At 62.4% G+C, this 17,934-nt stretch carries 19 protein-coding genes; 15 read left to right on the top strand and 4 right to left on the bottom strand.

The annotated features are described in order from the left end of the window. Positions 1 to 10: 10 nt before the first annotated feature. The 4 genes from NKJ64_RS24660 (at position 11) to NKJ64_RS24645 (ending at position 4,231) form a co-directional block, all read left to right on the top strand. Positions 11 to 1,168 carry an ABC transporter permease gene (locus tag NKJ64_RS24660; RefSeq protein ID WP_023690814.1) on the top strand — a complete coding sequence of 386 codons (1,158 nt, stop codon included), beginning with the start codon at positions 11 to 13 and terminating at the stop codon, positions 1,166 to 1,168. Between the two features lie 42 nt (positions 1,169 to 1,210). Then, a complete protein-coding gene (locus NKJ64_RS24655) occupies positions 1,211 to 3,427 on the top strand; it encodes a dipeptide ABC transporter ATP-binding protein (RefSeq protein ID WP_352463496.1) in 2,217 nt (738 codons plus the stop codon). A 142-nt stretch (positions 3,428 to 3,569) separates the two neighbouring features. Then, positions 3,570 to 3,797: a hypothetical protein gene (locus tag NKJ64_RS24650; protein ID WP_023668191.1), complete on the top strand. Its 228-nt coding sequence runs from the start codon at positions 3,570 to 3,572 to the stop codon at positions 3,795 to 3,797. After that, a complete protein-coding gene (locus NKJ64_RS24645) occupies positions 3,794 to 4,231 on the top strand; it encodes a TA system VapC family ribonuclease toxin (RefSeq protein WP_023826569.1) in 438 nt (145 codons plus the stop codon). The genes NKJ64_RS24650 and NKJ64_RS24645 overlap by 4 nt, the downstream gene beginning before the upstream one ends. 56 nt (positions 4,232 to 4,287) lie before the next feature. On the opposite strand, the gene NKJ64_RS24640 is transcribed toward NKJ64_RS24645, so the two are convergent. Further along, the gene (locus NKJ64_RS24640; RefSeq protein WP_352463495.1) at positions 4,288 to 4,863 is read right to left on the bottom strand and encodes a transglycosylase SLT domain-containing protein; all 576 of its coding nucleotides are present in this window, start codon (positions 4,861 to 4,863) and stop codon (positions 4,288 to 4,290) included. Positions 4,864 to 5,094: 231 nt separating this feature from the next. Between NKJ64_RS24640 and NKJ64_RS24635 the strand changes: the two genes are divergently transcribed. Together NKJ64_RS24635 and NKJ64_RS24630 are read left to right on the top strand one after the other, a co-directional pair. Further along, positions 5,095 to 6,633, top strand: a complete 1,539-nt coding sequence (locus NKJ64_RS24635; protein ID WP_352463494.1) for a trimethylamine methyltransferase family protein — start codon at positions 5,095 to 5,097, stop codon at positions 6,631 to 6,633. A 78-nt stretch (positions 6,634 to 6,711) separates the two neighbouring features. Next, positions 6,712 to 9,153 carry a GcvT family protein gene (locus NKJ64_RS24630; protein WP_023826572.1) on the top strand — a complete coding sequence of 814 codons (2,442 nt, stop codon included), beginning with the start codon at positions 6,712 to 6,714 and terminating at the stop codon, positions 9,151 to 9,153. 113 nt (positions 9,154 to 9,266) lie between these two features. Here NKJ64_RS24630 and NKJ64_RS24625 read toward each other — a convergent pair whose 3' ends face one another. Beyond that, the gene (locus NKJ64_RS24625) at positions 9,267 to 9,659 is read right to left on the bottom strand and encodes a DoxX family protein (RefSeq protein WP_023699646.1); all 393 of its coding nucleotides are present in this window, start codon (positions 9,657 to 9,659) and stop codon (positions 9,267 to 9,269) included. 207 nt (positions 9,660 to 9,866) lie between these two features. On the opposite strand from NKJ64_RS24625, the gene NKJ64_RS24620 reads away from it, so the two are divergent. Beyond that, the gene (locus NKJ64_RS24620) at positions 9,867 to 10,355 is read left to right on the top strand and encodes a hypothetical protein (protein ID WP_023746952.1); all 489 of its coding nucleotides are present in this window, start codon (positions 9,867 to 9,869) and stop codon (positions 10,353 to 10,355) included. A 75-nt stretch (positions 10,356 to 10,430) separates the two neighbouring features. Here NKJ64_RS24620 and NKJ64_RS24615 read toward each other — a convergent pair whose 3' ends face one another. Then, on the bottom strand, positions 10,431 to 11,207 hold the full coding sequence (locus NKJ64_RS24615; protein ID WP_352463493.1) for a VOC family protein: 777 nt from the start codon (positions 11,205 to 11,207) through the stop codon (positions 10,431 to 10,433). Positions 11,208 to 11,402: 195 nt separating this feature from the next. Here NKJ64_RS24615 and NKJ64_RS24610 point away from each other — a divergent pair, with 195 nt between their 5' ends. Then, positions 11,403 to 12,122: a gamma-glutamylcyclotransferase gene (locus tag NKJ64_RS24610; protein WP_023699643.1), complete on the top strand. Its 720-nt coding sequence runs from the start codon at positions 11,403 to 11,405 to the stop codon at positions 12,120 to 12,122. A gap of 68 nt (positions 12,123 to 12,190) precedes the next feature. Here NKJ64_RS24610 and NKJ64_RS24605 read toward each other — a convergent pair whose 3' ends face one another. Then, on the bottom strand, positions 12,191 to 12,634 hold the full coding sequence (locus tag NKJ64_RS24605) for a hypothetical protein (RefSeq protein WP_156935986.1): 444 nt from the start codon (positions 12,632 to 12,634) through the stop codon (positions 12,191 to 12,193). Positions 12,635 to 12,846: 212 nt separating this feature from the next. Between NKJ64_RS24605 and NKJ64_RS24600 the strand changes: the two genes are divergently transcribed. From NKJ64_RS24600 to NKJ64_RS24575, 7 genes are all read left to right on the top strand, one after another. After that, entirely contained in the window at positions 12,847 to 14,214 is a 1,368-nt protein-coding gene (locus NKJ64_RS24600; protein WP_352463492.1) for an NAD(P)-dependent oxidoreductase, read from the top strand. Then, positions 14,207 to 14,530, top strand: a complete 324-nt coding sequence (locus NKJ64_RS30555) for a hypothetical protein (protein WP_023729384.1) — start codon at positions 14,207 to 14,209, stop codon at positions 14,528 to 14,530. Before NKJ64_RS24600 ends, NKJ64_RS30555 begins: the two co-directional genes overlap by 8 nt. A gap of 109 nt (positions 14,531 to 14,639) precedes the next feature. Continuing rightward, a complete protein-coding gene (locus NKJ64_RS24595) occupies positions 14,640 to 14,993 on the top strand; it encodes a hypothetical protein (protein ID WP_023668203.1) in 354 nt (117 codons plus the stop codon). A gap of 59 nt (positions 14,994 to 15,052) precedes the next feature. Further along, positions 15,053 to 16,366, top strand: a complete 1,314-nt coding sequence (preA, locus tag NKJ64_RS24590) for an NAD-dependent dihydropyrimidine dehydrogenase subunit PreA (protein ID WP_023729383.1) — start codon at positions 15,053 to 15,055, stop codon at positions 16,364 to 16,366. A 109-nt stretch (positions 16,367 to 16,475) separates the two neighbouring features. Beyond that, on the top strand, positions 16,476 to 16,994 hold the full coding sequence (locus NKJ64_RS24585; RefSeq protein ID WP_023823189.1) for an RrF2 family transcriptional regulator: 519 nt from the start codon (positions 16,476 to 16,478) through the stop codon (positions 16,992 to 16,994). Between the two features lie 27 nt (positions 16,995 to 17,021). After that, positions 17,022 to 17,480 (top strand): carboxymuconolactone decarboxylase family protein, encoded by a 459-nt coding sequence (locus NKJ64_RS24580; RefSeq protein ID WP_023668206.1) that lies wholly within the window; start codon positions 17,022 to 17,024, stop codon positions 17,478 to 17,480. Positions 17,481 to 17,555: 75 nt separating this feature from the next. After that, positions 17,556 to 17,933, top strand: a complete 378-nt coding sequence (locus NKJ64_RS24575; RefSeq protein WP_352463491.1) for a DoxX family protein — start codon at positions 17,556 to 17,558, stop codon at positions 17,931 to 17,933. Position 17,934: the final 1 nt, after the last annotated feature.

Here is a 17,934-nt window from a genome sequence, read left to right as displayed (position 1 = left end):
GCTGGGGCAGATGCAGGTCGAATATATCGGTGCCTTCAATGTCGTGCTCGGCGTGATTGGGCGTTTCTGGCCGGTCTGGTTAGGGCTTGCCCTGGTGATGGGGGTGAGCTTCACCTACAAGAAAAGGCTCGGCCTCTACGGCCAGTTGTTCGATAGCGGCGTCGGCATAGTCGGTGTCGGCATCTGCCTGTTCTGGCTGTTCACGGCAATCTTCGCGTCGACCGTCGCGCCCTTCGATCCGCTCGCCCAGGTCCCGATCATGAAGGATGCGCTGCCGGGCGCGCTCGAGCCGGTATCGAAACTCATCTACTATTTCGGCGGCGACAAGCTCGCCCGCGACGTCTTTTCGCGCATGGTCTATGGCAGCCAGATCGTGCTGATCATCGCGCCGGCGGCGACCGGTTTCGCGCTGATGGTCGGCATCACGCTCGGTCTGCCCGCCGGTTACTATGGCGGCCGGATCGACACCGTGCTGTCGTTCCTAGCCAATCTGGTGCTGGCCTTCCCGGTGATCCTGCTGTTTTACCTGCTGGTGACGCCGGGCATCATGGATACGCCGATCCCCTACGCCATGGCCGGGCTGTTCTTCCTGTTCCCGATCATCTTCTTTTCGGTGCTGTTCTGGACCCGCTACAAGAACCGGCCGGACCGCCTCTATATATTGCTCGGGCTGACGCTGATCATCGGCGGCTGGGTCTATGCCGGCCTGGTGTTCGACGCCGATCCGTTCAAGATCATCCACATCGATCCCAACCAGCTCAACATCTTCGTGGCGGTGGTGTTCGCCTCCAGCCCCGGCGTGTTCCGCATCGTGCGCGGCCTGGTGATGGACATCAAGACGCGCGACTATGTGGCGGCGGCGCAGACGCGCGGTGAATCGCCTTGGTACATCATGCTGTGGGAGATCCTGCCCAATGCGCGCGGACCGCTGATCGTCGATGCCTGCCTGCGCATCGGCTACACCACGATCCTGCTCGGCACGCTCGGCTATTTCGGGCTGGGCCTGGCGCCGGAGAGCCCGGATTGGGGCACCGCGATCAAGGACGCCAGCCGCCTGCTGCGCTCGTTCATCCACCCGGCGCTGCCGCCGACAATCGCGCTGATGTCGTTCGTGCTGGGCTTGAACCTGCTTGCCGACTCGCTGCGCGAACAATCGATGAAAGACTGATCTGCGGGTCCCGCGAGCATGAAAATAGGATTGGAGCGACCCATGAATGAGGCAGTTCGAAATCCCGGCAAGCCGACCCTTGGGCCAAGCGCTGCGCCGATCATCGAGATCGAGAACCTGTCGATCTCCTTCTTCACCCGCAAGGGCGAGATCCCCGCCGTCATGGACTTTTCCTGCACGGTGATGCCGGGCGAAGCCATGGGCATCGTCGGCGAGTCCGGCTGCGGCAAGTCGACCGTGTCGCTCGGCATCATGCGCGACCTCTCCAACATCGGAAAGATTGTCGGCGGCAAGATCAAGTTCCAGGGCAAGGACATGGGCGAGCTGTCCGACGAGGAGTTGCGCTCCATCCGCGGCAACAAGATCGCCATGATCTACCAGGAGCCGATGGCGAGCCTCAATCCGGCGATGAAGGTCGGCCAGCAATTGATGGAAGTGCCGCTGATCCACGACAAGGTGTCGAAGGAAGAGGCTTACAAAAGGGCGCTCGAAATGGTGCGCTCGGTGAGATTGCCCGATCCCGAACGCATGATGCGTTCCTATCCGCACCAGCTGTCCGGCGGCCAGCAGCAGCGCATCGTCATTGCCATGGCGCTGCTGTCGAAGCCGGCGCTGCTTTTGCTCGACGAACCGACGACGGCGCTCGACGTGACGGTGGAGGCCGGCATCGTCGAACTGGTCAAGGGGCTGGGCGAGAAGTTCGGCACGTCGATGATCTTCGTGTCGCACAATCTGGGCCTCATCCTCGAGACCTGCGACCGCATCACGGTGATGTATTCGGGCGAAGCGGTCGAGACCGGCAAGATCAAGGACGTGTTCGACCGGATGCGTCACCCCTATACGCAAGGGCTGTTCCGCTCGATTCCGCTGCCGGGCGCCGACAAGAATTCGCGGCCGCTGATCTCTATCCCCGGCCAGTTGCCGCTGCCGCATGAGCGGCCCAAGGGCTGCAATTTCGGGCCGCGCTGCCACCATTTCGTCGAGGGCGTCTGCAACGCCGCCGAAATCCCGATGATCGAGGTCGCCGGTCACGAAGGGCATTTCTCGCGCTGCGTGCGCTTCAACGAGATCGACTGGGAAGCGCTGCCTCCCGGCGCCAAGAAGGTCAATGAGAAGGTCGTGCCCGGCGCCCCGGTGCTCAAGATCGAGGATTTGAGAAAATACTACAAGGTCGGCGGCAGCGAAGTGTTCGGCTCAAGCGAAGGCCGCGTCGTCAAGGCCAATGAGACGATCTCGTTCATGGCGCGCGAATCCGAGACCGTCGCCATCGTCGGCGAGTCCGGCTGTGGAAAGTCGACACTGGCCAAGGTCCTGCTGGGGCTGGAGACGGCAAGTGCCGGCACAGTGACGCTGGGCAACAAGGAGATCCAGTCGACCGGCATCGAGAAGCGCAGCGTCGAAACGGTGTCGTCGATCCAGATGGTGTTCCAGAACCCGTTCGATACGCTCAATCCCAGCCACTCCGTCGGCTCGCAGATCATCCGCACGCTGGAAAAATTCAAAGTCGGCAACAATGTCGCCGAGCGGCGCAAGCGCATGCTGGAGCTGCTCGACCTGGTGAAGCTGCCGCGGGCCTTCGAGACGCGCAAGCCGCGTCAGCTCTCAGGCGGCCAGAAGCAGCGCATCGGCGTGGCGCGCGCCTTTGCCGGCGATGCCAAGGTGGTGGTGGCCGACGAGCCGGTGTCGGCACTCGACGTCTCGGTGCAGGCGGCGGTGACCGAGCTCCTGATGGACATCCAGCGCAAGAACAAGACGACGATGCTGTTCATCAGTCACGATCTGTCCGTCGTGCGCTACATCGCCGACCGGGTCGTCGTCATGTATCTCGGCTACATCGTCGAGCAGGGTACGACCGACCAGATCTTCGCGCCGCCCTACCACCCCTACACCGAGGCGCTTCTGTCGGCGATCCCGATCGCCGACACCAGCGTGGTCAAACGGCACATCGTGCTCGAAGGCGACATCCCGTCGGCGATGAACCCGCCGAGCGGCTGCCCGTTCCAGACGCGCTGCGGCTACAAGAGGCTGGTGCCGGACAATCTGTGCGAGACCAAGGTGCCGCCGGTGAAGCATTTCGGCGATGGCCATATGAGCCTGTGCTGGCTGTCGGACGATGTGCTGGCGACGATGGAGCCGGTGATCAAGTTCGACAGGGAACACGCAGCGCATGAGGGCGTGCCGGAAGACGCACCGGATGGGATCGGCCCCGGTTTCGCCGGCGAACCGCCGAAGCGCCCGCATGGCAAGAAGCCGAGCTGACCAGCCATAGAGGCAATGCCGCTCGTTGGCGCATTGCCGCAGCGTCGCCATAGCTCAAGGAACGACAGCTACGTTCGCTTGAATATTGCTGTCCATTGCTTTATGTGATGCGTGATGTTTGATGCGCGATAGGGAGCATGTTGTGAGAACCACACTTGCAATCGATGACGATGTCCTACTTGCGGCCAAGGCCATGGCGCGACAGCAGGATCGCAGCGTTGGCGACGTCATTTCCGATCTGGCTCGCCGCTCACTGCGCAGGCCCCCGACCGGCGGTGAACGCAACGGCATCCCCTTGCTTGCATCGCGGCCCGACGGCCCGATGGTCGATCTCGAAATGGTCAATGCGCTTCGCGACGAATTGCCGTGACCTTCCTGCTCGACGTCAATGTGTTGATTGCGTTGATCGATCCGGCTCACGTCGCGCATGAAGATGCCCATCGGTGGTTCCAATCCACCGGGCATTTATCATGGGCAACATGTCCCATTACCGAGAATGGCGTCATCAGGATTGTAAGCAACCCGAAATACCCCAATTCTCCGGGTTCGCCCGCCGTGGTGGCGCAGATTGTCGGCAAGCTGCATGCCCTTTCAGGACATCAGTTCTGGCCTGACGAGATCAGCCTTGTCGGTTCCAACGACATCGATGCAGCCAGGATCCTCACCCCGGCACAGGTAACGGATAGCTATCTGTTGGGACTCGCCAAGGCGCGTGACGGCCAATTGGCGACGTTTGACCGAAAGCTGTCGACGGCAGCGGTAAGGGGAGGGAGGTCGATCCTCCACCTGATCCCAAGCGAATGAATGGCTGAGTTCCGCTTCGAGCGCAAACTGCGTGGCTGCAAGACCGCTTGGCAACGTCAGCTGCCGCATTGCCGCAGCTGTTCGGCATAGTCGCGGGCCATCTTTTCGGTCGCCCTGGCGTAGCCCTGCACGCCGGCGTCGCCACGGTTGCCACGGCCGTAGGCGGTCCAGCCGAGATAATAGGCGAGGTAGAGATTGTAGGTGTCGTTGCGGGCGACGCCGAACGTGTCTGATGTCTTGGAATGATACCAGCCGACGAAATCGACGGCATCGGCAAATTTGGTCCGCCGCGCCGCCCAGCTGCCGGTCTCGCTCTGATATTGCGACCAGGTGCCGTCGAGTGCCTGCGAGAAACCGGTGGCCGACGAGACATGTTTCCACGGAATGAAGCCGAGCAGTTTGGTACGCGGCGGCCTGGCATTGCTCTTGAAGCCGGATTCCTTGCGCACCGTCGCCATCAGCACGGGGACGGGGACGCCGTATTTCTGCGAGGCGCGCTCGGCGGCCGACTGCCAGTTGTCGAACCAGCCGTCGTTCTGGTCGAAGACGGCGCAGACATTGTTGATATGGTTGGGCGGCGTCGCGCAGGCCGACAAAGCCAGCAGCACGCCAACCGCTACAATTTTACTCAACTCGAACTACGCATTGGAAAACGAATAGGCCGAAATCATAAAGGGAATCTTTCGGCGTTTCTTAACGGCTTGCCGGCCTGGCTGCGCTCAGTGGGCCTGTATCATTGTTCCGACCTTTCGCGTCGCCTTTATCTCCGTCAGAATTCAAAAATGCCGCCTTGGCTAAAATCGCGTCCGCCAAGGGCGGATTTCTGACAGCGATGTCCGGATGCCGGCGCTCTGATGCCAGGCATGAATGAACCAAGACGAAAGCGCGGCGCGGAGCGAACCAGCAACCGGGGGCCCGCCGCCATCCCGCAACTTCCACTGCGGCGGGTGACCAATCCCTATCCGCCGATGGCGATGCTCTCAGTCGACCAGGTCGAAACGATCCACCAGGCGTCGATTCATATTCTGGAAAATTTCGGCATCGAGGTGATGTCTCAGCGGGCGCTGGCGCTGTTCGAGAAGGCGGGCGCAAAGGTCGACCATGCAACGGCGAACGTCCGCATCGACCGGGGCCTTGTCGCCGAGGCGCTGAAGACCACGCAGTCCAGCTACCGGCTGACGCCGCGCAACCCCGCCAACACCATTCATCTCGGCGGCAACACGATCAATTTCACCCTCGTCGCCGGGCCGCCCAATGTGCACGACACGGAGCGCGGCCGGCGCGCTGGAAACTTGCACGACTATGCCGATCTGACCCGGCTGGCTCAGCATTTCAACTGCATCCACATGCTCGGCAACCAGGTCTGCGCGCCGGTGGAACTGCCGGCGAACACCAGGCACATGGATACCTATTTCACCAATCTGACGCTGACCGACAAATCCTTCCATGTCTCGGCGATCGGACGAGGCCGGGCGCTGGACGGCATCGAGATGATGGCAATCGCGCGCGGGCTGACGCTGGACGAGATGCGCGATGATCCCGGCATTGCCACCATCATCTCGGTCAACTCGCCGCGGCGTTTCGACGAAATGATGGCCGAAGGGCTGATGACCATGGCCGAGTTCGGCCAGTCGGTGGCGGTGACGCCGTTCACGTTGATGGGCGCGATGAGCCCGGTGACGCTCGCCGGCGCCCTGGCGCAGCAGAACGCCGAGGCGCTGTTCGGCGTGGTGCTGACGCAACTGGTGCGCCCCGGTGCGCCGGTGATGTACGGCGCCTTCACCTCCAACGTCGACATGAAGTCGGGCGCGCCGGCCTTCGGCACGCCGGAGAACACCAAGGCCAATATCGCCTCGGGGCAATTGGCGCGGCGCTACAATCTGCCCTACCGCACGACACCGGGGTCGGCATCGAATGCGGCGGACGCGCAAGGCGCCTACGAGACGCTGATGGCGCTGTGGGGCGCTGTGCTCGGCCACGGCAACCTCGTCTACCACGCCGCCGGCTGGCAGGAGGGCGGGCTGACGGCATCGTTCGAAAAGCTCATCATCGATGTCGAGATGATCCAGCACATGATGGAATTCCTGCGCCCGATCGTCGTCGACGAGGCGGAGCTTGCTGTCGAGGCGCTGGGCGCGGTGCCGACCGGCGGCCATTTCTTCGGCGAACCGCACACGCTGGAACGCTATGCCACCGCCTTCTACCAGCCGATGCTGTCCAACTGGCAGAATTACGAGGCCTGGCAGGAAGCCGGCGGCCTCGACACCACGGCGCGCGCGACGCGGCTGTGGAAGAAGGCGCTGGAAGATTATGTCGAGCCGGTAATGGATATCGCCGTGCGCGAGGCGCTGGAGGCGTATGTGGCCAGGCGCAAGGAAGCGATCGGGCAGGGCGAGCCGTGACTTTTTCAGCGTCGGCGCGCGGCGCTGCCTTTCTGATTCACCTTATCTCCTCAACTCATTGATAACAGAGCAAAACTCATGAAATCGCATGCAAAGGTCGTGGTCATTGGCGGTGGCGTCGTCGGGTGTTCGGTGCTGTTCCATCTGGCCCGCCATGGCTGGACCGATGTCGTGCTGCTGGAGCGCGACGAGCTGACCTCGGGCTCGACCTGGCATGCGGCCGGCGGCATGCACACGATCAATGGCGACCCCAACGTCGCCAAGCTGCAGAAATACACGATCTCGCTCTACAAGGACATCGAGGAGCTGTCGGGACAGGCGACCGGCGTACATCTGACGGGCGGCGTGCTTCTGGCGGCGACCGAGGCGCGGCTCGACTGGCTGCGCGGCGTCGTCGCCAAAGGGCGTTACCTCGGCATCGAGCTCGAAGAAATATCGGCCAATGAAGCGGCCGAGCTGATGCCGCTGCTCGACCCGAAACAATTCGTCGGCGCCGTCCGCAACAAGGAGGACGGCCATCTCGATCCCTCCGGCGTGACCCATGCCTATGCCAAGGCCGCGCGGAAACTGGGCGCCGAGGTCGAGCGCTTCACCAAGGTCGAGGACATTGTGCGCCGGCCCGACGGCATGTGGCGCGTCGTCACCAACAAGGGCGAAGTGGTGGCCGAGCATGTCGTCAATGCCGGCGGGTTATGGGCGCGCGAGGTCGGCCGCATGGTCGGGCTGGAGCTGCCGGTGCTGGCAATGGAGCACATGTACCTGATCACCGAGGATATGCCCGAGGTGGCGGCGTGGAACGCCAAGACCGGGACCGAGATCATCCATGCCGTCGATTTCGATGGTGAGCTGTACCTGCGCCAGGAGCGCGGCGGCATGCTGATGGGCACGTACGAGAAGGCCAATAAGGTCTGGTCCGAATTCCAGACGCCATGGAATTTCGGCCATGAATTGCTGGAGCCGGACATTGACCGCATCGCGCCGTCGCTCGAAGTCGGCTTCAGGCATTTCCCGGCCTTCGAGAGGACCGGCATCAAGCAGATCATCAACGGGCCCTTCACCTTCGCGCCGGACGGCAATCCGCTGGTTGGGCCGGTGCGTGGCCTTCCCGGCTTCTGGGTCGCCTGCGGCGTCATGGCGGGCTTTTCACAAGGCGGCGGCGTCGGCCTGGCGCTGTCCAACTGGATGATCGAGGGCGATCCCGGCGCCGACATCTGGGCGATGGATGTCGCGCGCTACGGCGACTGGGCGACGATGGCCTACACCAACGCCAAGGTGCGCGAGAACTACTCGCGCCGCTTCTCGATCCGTTTCCCCAATGAGGAGCTGCCCGCCGGGCGGCAGCTGAAGACGACGCCGATCTACGATTTGCTGTCGGCCAAGGGCGCGCAATGGGGCGTGTCCTATGGGCTGGAAGTGCCGCTCTGGTTTGCGCCCGAGGGTGTCAAGGACGAGTTCTCGTGGCGGCGGTCCAGCGATTTTTCCCATGTCGCCAATGAGGTCGCGACGGTTCGTGAGAGCGTCGGCCTGGCGGAGATTTCGAACTTCGCCAAATACAAGGTGACGGGAGAAGGGGCGGCCGCTTGGCTCGACCGGATCTTCGCCTGCAAGTTGCCCAAGCCAGGCCGCATGACGCTGGCGCCGATGCTGAAGGATGACGGCAAGCTCATCGGCGATTTCACGCTGGCCAATATCGGTGCCCCCAATTCCAACGGGACCGAGTGGTTCATCGCCGGCTCCGGTATCGCCGAGCAGTATCATATGCGCTGGTTCGAGGCGCATTTACCTGCGGATAGCTCAGTGCGCATGGAGGCGCTGGGGCAGAAACTGACCGGTCTGGCGATCGCCGGACCCAAGGCGAGGGAGGTGCTGGCGAAGGTCAGCCGCGCGGATGTCGCCAACACCGCATTCCCCTTCATGGCGGTCGCGAAAATGGACATCGGCACGGCGCCGTGCCTGGTCGGCCGCCTCAGCTACACCGGCGATCTCGGCTACGAGATCTGGGTGGCGCCGGAATATCAGCGCGCTGCCTTCCAGGCGTTGATGGCGGCAGGCGAGGAATTCGGCCTCGGCCTGTTCGGCTCGCGCGCGCTCAATGCGCTGCGGCTGGAGAAAAACTACGGCTCATGGGCGCGCGAATACCGGCCGATCTACGGGCCGCTGGAGGCCGGGCTCGACCGTTTCGTCGCCTATGGCAAGGATGCCGATTTCGTCGGCAAGGCCGGCGCTCTTGCCGAGCGCAAGCAGGGCGGCAAGCTCAGGCTGCGCACATTTATCCTCGATGCCGACGATGCCGATGTCATCGGCGACGAGCCGATCTGGTACGATGGCGCGGTGCGCGGCTGGGTGACGTCGGGCGGCTATGCGCATCACTCGAAGAAATCCGTCGCCATCGGCTATGTGCCGAAGGAGATCGCAGACAAGAGCGACGGCTTCGAAATCGAACTTTTGGGCAAGCGCCACGCGGCGCGCGTTCAGGCAGCGCCGCTCTTTGACGCGAACTTCGAGCGAATGCGCGCCTGAGGCGCTTCGGCTTCGCCGAGGCGCTTCAGATTCTTGTTTTGTGCAAGTCGTTTTTTGTGCAAGTCGTTACCCCAAAACCGCTGCGCACTTTTGGGCGACATGCATTAGGCGCGTCAGGTGCTGCGGCGGTTGTCGAGCGCGAAGGCGCCGGCGCCGGCAAACACCAGATAGAGGAAGATGAAGCAGAAGGAGATCGCGGCATCGCCGCTGTTGTTGACCGGGAAGAAGTCGCGCGGGTAGTGCGCCATGAAATAGGCGATGGCCATCTCGCCGGCCAGCAGGAACGCGACCGGGCGGGTGAACAGACCGAGCGCCAGCAGGATGCCACCGGCGAATTCCAGGATGCCTGCCGTCGCCGTCAGGCCGGTAAGAGCGTGAGGCTCGGCGCTGACCGGAAAATTGAACAGTTTCTGCGAGCCATGCTCGATGAACTGCAGGGCTGTGATGATGCGCAGGACGCCGAGTGCCTGCGGCTGAAATCTGGCGAGACCGTCAAAAAGCTTCATCTAAACTCCATTTTTCCAACCATGTGGCCCGGCCATAAATCATCACCCGACGCTGGACCATTCACTTCCCATGGCCTGTCATCAACAATCGGTGATTGCAATTATTTCCAGTCTGACTTCGAAATTTGCTCTCGTTATGGTTGCATACATCTCGTTAAGGTTGTATATCTGCGTGTAGACACTCCAAACCAGACGGGTTCCTTCGCCATGAAAAAAGTCGCCATCAGCCTGTTCGCAATCCTCGCAAGCACCAGTTTCGCCATGGCCGCTGATGCTGGCTGCGATGCCTTCAAATGGCCGGTGACACGCGAGCAGGAACTGTTTCCGGCAGCGCCCGCCGCGCAGTCCGGTGCCTCTCTTGCTTTCGGCGAAGCCGCGGATATGGCGCTGGAGCCGGTCGATGCGGTCAGCTTCACGGTCTCACCGCAACGCGCGCCGGCAGCCGGCACGTTCGGCGCGACGGCAAACGTGGCCGTGCCAACGGAAGGAGAGCTCCAGATCAGCCTGTCCGATGAGGCCTGGGTCGACGTCATTCAGGATGGCCAGGCCGTGAAATCAGCCGGTTTCAGCGGCGTGAAGACCTGCCCCGGCATCCGCAAGAGCGTGCGCTTCAAGCTGACGCCTGGCGCAGCCACGATCCAGCTCAGCGGCGCCAGGAAAGAGAACCTCAAGGTTGCGGTGCTGGCGCCAGAGTGACCGCGCCCGGACGCGCCTCTCATCGCACCGGCGGCGCGATGAGAGCAGTTCCGTGCAGGCGAGTACCGGAGGGGATCAGCGGCCCGGCGCGATCAGCGCGAAATAAGCGCCTTGCGGATCGGTGAACTGGGCAATCCATTGGCCGGTCGGCACCGGCATCGGACCCATGACAATTTTGCCGCCATTGTCGGTGACGCGTTTGGCGGCTGCGTCGATGGCGCCGACATTGAAGTAGAACAGCCAGACCGGCACCGGCAGCTGTTGCGGCTTGTTCATGATGCCGCCGCCAGATTCAGGGCCGGCCGAGAAGGTCTGATAGATGCCCATCTCGCCGACGTCCATGCTACCGGCATCGGTCCAGCCGAACTGGCTTGAATAGAAATCGAAGGCCTTCTGGCGGTCGGCCGCATAAAGCTCGTGCCAGCCGACATGGCCCGGCGTCGTTGCCGGAAGGACGGGCTGGTCGGGACCATTGGGCTGCAGGAACATGAAGGCGGCGCCTTGCGGGTCGGCGACGACGGAGAAACGGCCGACGCCGGGAATGTCGTCGGGTTCGCGGTGAACAGCCCCGCCGGCGGCTTTCAGTGCCTCGGTCGAGGCATCGGTATCGCTGGTGTGGATATAGCCGAACCAGGCCGGCTTCAAACCCGTCCTGGCTGCTTCCTCGGGCAGGGTCATCAGCCCGCCGACGCCACGCTCGGCGGAGTTCACCACGATATAGCGCGGCATGCCGGGCGCCTTGTCGAAGGGCTCGGCCCGCCAGCCGACCACGGTGGTGTAGAACGCTTGCGCCGCATCGAGGTCGCTGGTCATCAACTCGTACCAGAAGAAGGGCATTGCGGATTTCGGCATTTTCGGTCTCCTCACCTTCATGCATAGATCGTCGTCCGATCCATCAAAGGACGTTTTCAGCGACGCGAATCCGACAGCGAAGCGGAGAAAGTTCAACGGCTGCGTTGACACATCGTTCCGCACTTCGTCCCGCTCGACGCCTTGCACGTGCGGCGGTTTTCGACTTTCCTTGGGCAAACGAAGGGTAGTCGTTTCATGCGCCTTATGTCGCTCACGCCTGAGCTTGTGTCACTGTGTCATCGCGAAGAGGTCGATCCCGGGCCGGACGGCAGCTGGACGCAGCTGAACGACGAGGATTTTCGCACGCTTGCCTTACAGCTCTCCGACGAAGCCGATGCGGGGCCGTTATGGGTGTTCGCCTATGGCTCGCTGATCTGGAAGCCGGCTTTCGAGTCCGTCGAACGCCAGCGCGCCACTGCGTTTGGCTGGCATCGCTCCTTCTGCCTCGACATGGTGCGCTGGCGCGGCAGCGTCGCGCAGCCGGGGCTGATGATGGCGCTCGAACGCGGCGGCCGATGCGACGGCGTCATCTACCGCCTGCCCGACGGCGACAAGCCGCAGCAGATCGAAAGACTGCTGCGGCGCGAGATCGACGACCATGAGAGTGTCAGCTCGGTCCGGTGGGTTCCCGTGCGCACGGAGCAGGGCCGGATACGGGCGCTCGGCTTCTGGGTCGGGGTGACCGGCAGGGGAACGTCGCTCGGGCAGCCGCTGGACACGGTGGCGGGGGTGCTTGCCAGAGCCTGCGGCCATGTCGGCTCGGGCGCGGAATATCTCTACAACACCGTCAGCCACCTCGAGGAATTCGGCATCCGCGACCGCAATCTGTGGCGGCTGCAGCAACTGGTTGCCGACGAGATCAGGTCGATCCATGGCGGCCGCTCAGATGCCAGCCTACAGCTGGCACCTTCGTAGCGAACAGCCACCAATCTTGGCCTGTGCCGGAGCGTATGCGGTTTCAAGGCGTTTCGCTCCCCGGGTGATCAGATCCAAGAAGGAGTGGCTTCACGAGCAATGACCTCAACCGTGCATTCGAGACTGAGCAGCAGAAAATGCGTACAGTCTTCTGTCGGGCCAAGTGTCGATCGCAACCAGTGCGAGTTCTCCACTCGCAGGATCGGCCACCTGTAGGAGGCTTGCCTGCCAGATCCAATCAATGGGATCGAGGTGTCCGCACGGATTTTGGTCAGTCCCAGCATGTCATCATGGGCAGCCAGGGCTACTACCCCTTGAAAATCGATCTTGAGAGTTCGTTCCGATGTCCCGAAGTCGCCTTCGACGGTCAGCTCAAAGTTATTGTCGGATTTTAGACGCCACACCTGACAGGCAGCCAGAGGTAAATCTCCCACGGGCTCCCACCGGTGAGCCGTCTCCCTATCATCGGTCATCGCCTTCTCCGTTGAATGAAAGCCGCGCATCGTGCTCAAGCGCCCTATCATTTCGCGCTGGCCTGGAACAGCTTGCCGCGACTTGGAGCTTGTCGCGCTCCCCTCTTGGAGGACGCAACCGTCACTCATAACATGAGCAACTAAATCATATTATCAGCTAATCTTTTCAGCGGCTTGGGTCGAAAATTGACCAATTGATAAAAAAATAAAACGTGCTAGCCTTCCCCAAAACGAAAACAGGGGAACTGACGATGCCAGAAGGCCAGTTCAAGGACGGCATTGCCGGCGGCCGGCTTGCCGCCGACCAGTACGCCGAGAATTTTTCCGATCTGCATCCGCCGCTCGATCACCACGAAGCGCTGGTCGAATCCGATCGCTGCTATTTCTGCTACGACGCGCCGTGCATGAATGCATGCCCGACCTCGATCGACATTCCGCTGTTCATCCGCCAGATATCGACCGGCAACCCGATCGGTTCGGCCAAGACGATTTTCGACCAGAACATATTGGGTGGCATGTGCGCCCGCGTCTGCCCGACCGAGACGCTTTGCGAAGAGGTCTGCGTGCGCGAGGTGGCGGAAGGCAAGCCGGTGCAGATCGGCCGCCTGCAACGCTACGCCACCGATGTCGCCATGGCCGAGCACAAGCAGTTTTATCCGCGCGCTGAATCGACCGGCAAGTCGGTCGCCGTCGTGGGCGCCGGACCGGCCGGTCTTGCCGCGGCCCACCGGCTCGCCCGCCAGGGCCATGACGTCACCATTCTGGAAGCCCGCCCGAAGGCCGGCGGCCTCAATGAATATGGCATCGCCGCCTACAAGAGCACCGACAATTTCGCCCAGGCCGAGGTCGACTATGTCACGGGGATCGGCGGCATCGATATCCATAACGGCAAGGCGCTCGGCCGCGACTACCAGCTGTCGGACCTGATCCTGAATTACGATGCCGTCTTCCTCGGCATGGGGCTAGGCGGCGTGAATGCGTTGCGCGCGGATGGCGAGGACGCCGATGGCGTTGTCAATGCGGTCGAGTTCATCGCCGAGCTACGCCAGGCCAGCGATCTCGCGAGCCTGCCGGTCGGCCGGCGCGTCGTCGTCATCGGCGGCGGCATGACGGCGATCGATGCCGCGGTGCAGTCGAAGCTGCTCGGCGCCGAGGAGGTGACGATCTGCTACCGGCGCGGCCAGGAGCACATGAACGCCTCCGAGTTCGAGCAGGATCTGGCCGCGGCCAACGGCGTCACCATCCGCCACTGGCTGCAGCCGAAGCGGGTCATCGCCGAGGCTGGCAAAGTGTCGGGCATCGAGCTCGAATACACCGCCATGAACGGGGACAGGCTTGCCGGCACGGGCGAGACGCTGACGCTTACCGCCGACCAGGTGTTCAAGGCCATCGGCCAGAGCTTTGTGCCGGCCGCGCTTAATGGAAGCGGCGCCTCGATCGATCTTGAAGCCGGCCGCATCAAGGTCGATGCGGAAGGCCGCACCTCGCTCGCCAATGTCTGGGCCGGCGGCGACTGCATCTTCGGCGGCGACGATTTGACGGTCTCGGCCGTCGCGCAAGGCCGCGACGCGGCGGAGAGCATCAACCGGGCACTGGCTGGAGGAAGCTGGAATGCCTAACGTCGTCAAGTTCGTTGGAGCTTTAAGCACGAGCCTGTTGCTGTTTTCTGCCAACGCCTCGGCGGCTCATCGTGTGACCAGATATTTTGATCAACCGGACGTTCGCGCAGGGGAGGCGTTCTCTCCTATGCTTGGGTGCGGGAACGAGGAGCTCATCTCTGGAGGTTACGCGCTTGATATCCCGCCGGCCAACCCTACTGCGTTGGTTGTATCGGCAAGTTATCCGTTTAGCGACCATGTGTGGCAGGTCGTCGTCCGAAACGTTTCGAGTGAGCCTGTAGCAGTTCAGATGACTCTTGTTGTGATCTGTAGCTAGCGGAGAGAGTTATGACCGACATCCGCAACAATTTCGTCGGCATCAAATCGCCCAATCCGTTCTGGTTGGCCTCGGTAAAGCCGACCCGCTTGATCAACCGGGCACTGCGATGATCGCGCCGATCCTCGCTGCCGTCATCGGCACCGCGGCAATGCCGGCGGCTTCACCGGACTATTGGCTCTATACGCAATGGTGTGACGCGAAGGGTGAAGAGCGGATGTCCGTCGAGGCATCCGGTGTCGGCTTCAGCGAGCACACGATCTGCCAATGGACATCCGGGCCGCCAAGCGGCGATCATGTTGAGACAAGGATTTCATGCGCCAGCGTCTATCTCAACGGGGACGAGACCGTGCGCATGGATGAAAAAATGGTCGGGCTGGAAGCGCGCAAGGGCGATCCGGACCAGATCACGGTAACGGTCGAAGGTGAACCGCCATCGGTTTTTCTTCGATGCGAGGAATGATCCGATAGGCAACGCTTTAAGGTGGCGGTAAGCCCGCCACGGCCAGAGGAGAAAGACCCATGGCAGACATCCGCAACAATTTCGTCGGCATCAAATCGCCCAATCCGTTCTGGCTGGCTTCGGCGCCGCCGACCGACAAGGCCTACAATGTCATCCGCGCCTTCAAGGCGGGCTGGGGCGGCGTCGTGTGGAAGACGCTGGGCGAAGAAGGTCCGCCGGTGGTCAACGTCAACGGCCCGCGTTATGGCGCGATTTGGGGGGCCGACCGGCGCCTGCTCGGCCTCAACAATATCGAGCTGATCACCGACCGCGATTTGCAGGTCAATCTGCGCGAGATCAAACAGGTCAAGAAGGACTGGCCCGACCGCGCCATCGTCGTCTCACTGATGGTGCCATGCGTCGAGGAAAGCTGGAAGGCGATCCTGCCGGTGGTCGAGGAGACCGAAGCCGACGGCATCGAGCTCAATTTCGGCTGCCCGCACGGCATGTCGGAACGCGGCATGGGCGCGGCTGTCGGCCAGGTGCCTGAATACATCGAAATGGTAGTGCGCTGGTGCAAGGCCAACACCCGCATGCCTGTCATCACCAAGCTGACGCCGAACATCACCGATGTGCGCAAGCCGGCGCGCGCCGCACTCTCCGGCGGAACCGACGCGGTGTCGCTGATCAACACCATCAACTCGATCACCGGCGTCGACCTCGACAGTTTCGCGCCGCAGCCGACCATCGACGGCAAGGGCTCGCATGGCGGCTATTGCGGCCCGGCGGTGAAGCCGATCGCCATGAACATGGTGGCCGAGATCGCCCGCGATCCGGAAACGCGCGGCCTGCCGATCTCCGGCATTGGCGGCATCACCACCTGGCGCGATGCGGCTGAATTCATGGCGCTCGGCGCCGGCAATGTGCAGGTGTGCACGGCGGCGATGACTTACGGCTTCAAGATCGTGCAGGAGATGATCGCCGGTCTCGAAAACTGGATGGACGAGAAAGGCCACGCCTCGCTCAACGACATTGTCGGCCGCGCCACGCCCAACGTCACCGACTGGCAGTATCTCAACCTCAATTACATCGCCAAGGCGCATATCGACCAGGACGCCTGCATCAAATGCGGCCGCTGCCACATCGCCTGCGAGGACACTTCGCACCAGGCAATCACCAACATGGTCGACGGCGTCAGGCATTTCGAGGTGATCGAGGCCGAATGCGTCGGCTGCAATCTGTGCGTCAATGTCTGCCCGGTCGAGAACTGCATCACCATGGAGCCGCTGGCCGCCGGCGTCATGGACCAGCGCACCGGCAAGCCGGTGTCGCCGATCTATGCCAACTGGACGACGCACCCGAACAACCCGATGGCCAAGGTGGCCGCAGAGTAGGGAACGGGTCGAAGAAAAAAGCGGCGCTTTCGAGCGCCGTTTTTCATTTTACTATTGCAGATAAAATCTATCTAGGATAAAAGATATCCATGAATAGGAGCGCAACATCGTGAAACTGGGCGAGGGTGTAGAAGCGGCCATCCATTGCGCGGCCACACTGGCCAGCGTGGAGGGCAACAGCACGATACCGGGTGCTGCTTTGGCAGAGTCCTTCGGCCTGTCGCCGAGCTATCTGCTGAAACATCTGAACCAGCTGACGGCTGCGCGCATCCTGGAATCGGTGCCGGGACCGGCGGGCGGCTACCGGCTGGCGCGTCCGGCCGAGCGCATCACGCTGCTCGATATCGTGCTTGCGGTCGAGGGTCGCGAGCCGGCCTTCCGCTGCGGCGAGATCCGCCAGCGCGGCCCGGTCAAGATCGATGCTTCGGCCTATGTGAAGCCGTGCGGCATCAATGCCGCGATGCTGAAAGCCGAGCGCGCCTATCGCGCGGCCCTTGCGGAAACCCGGTTGTCCGACATCGTGGCTGACTACAAGGCCGAAGGCGATCCGCGATCGTTTGCCGCCAGCTGTGCCTTTGTCGCGCGCCATCAGCGGCCGCAGAAACCCGCTGCAGCCAAGCAAAGTTAACCCCCCGCCAGACAGAAAGGAAAGACGATGAAACAGAGACTGCAATTCTTCGCCAAGGCGCCTGAGATCATGAAAGCCGTGTCGGCGCTTAACAAGGCGGTCGACGAATGCGGGCTTGAAGTGAGCCTGCTGCATTTGATCAAGCTCCGCGCCTCGCAGATCAATGGCTGCTCCTACTGCGTCGAGATGCATAGCCGCGAGGCGAGGCGCGATGGCGAAACCGAGACACGGCTCTATCTGGTTTCGGCCTGGAAGGAATCGCCGCTGTTTTCCGAGCGCGAACGCGCGGCGCTTGCCTGGACCGAGGCAACGACCCTGATCGCCAACAATGGCGTTTCGGACGAACTCTATGCCCGCACGCTAGAGCACTTCTCGGAAGAGGAACTGGTCAAGCTGTCGGTCGCGATCGGAATGATCAACACCTGGAACCGGCTCTGCATCCCGTTCCACGCCATTCACCCGATGCCGGCTGCCAAAGCAGCCTGACCGTCCGGTTAGTATGGAGCGCCGTCGAAAGGGCGGCGCTCCACCTGTTTCATGCTTAAGTACGGGGAAGATTTCATGCCTGTCGATTTGCCTTCGACCTTTTTGTTTCTCGGCCGCCTGTTGCTCGGCGGCGCCTTCGTTTTCGCCGGCCTGCGCAATGTTCAAAACGAGGCGTTCCTGACCGGGCTGATGGCCGCGCGCGGCGTGCCGCAGGCGAGACTGGCGTTGTGGGCCGGCATCGTCCTGCAGACCGTTTCCGGCGCGCTGGTGATGGCCGGCCTGTGGACCGCGATCGCCAGTGCTGTGCTGGTGCTGTTCCTCATTGTCGCGACGCCGATGTTCCACAATTTCTGGGACCATCAGGGCCCTGACCGGGCCTCGCGCATCAACGGCTTCGTCGGCAACGTCGCCCTGGCCGGAGGCTTTCTCACGCTGATCGCACAGTCGCTGTAAG

The sequence above is a fragment of the Mesorhizobium sp. M0062 genome, from assembly GCF_040323125.1.
Lineage (GTDB): Bacteria > Pseudomonadota > Alphaproteobacteria > Rhizobiales > Rhizobiaceae > Mesorhizobium.
This window is presented reverse-complemented; position numbering and strand designations above follow the sequence as displayed.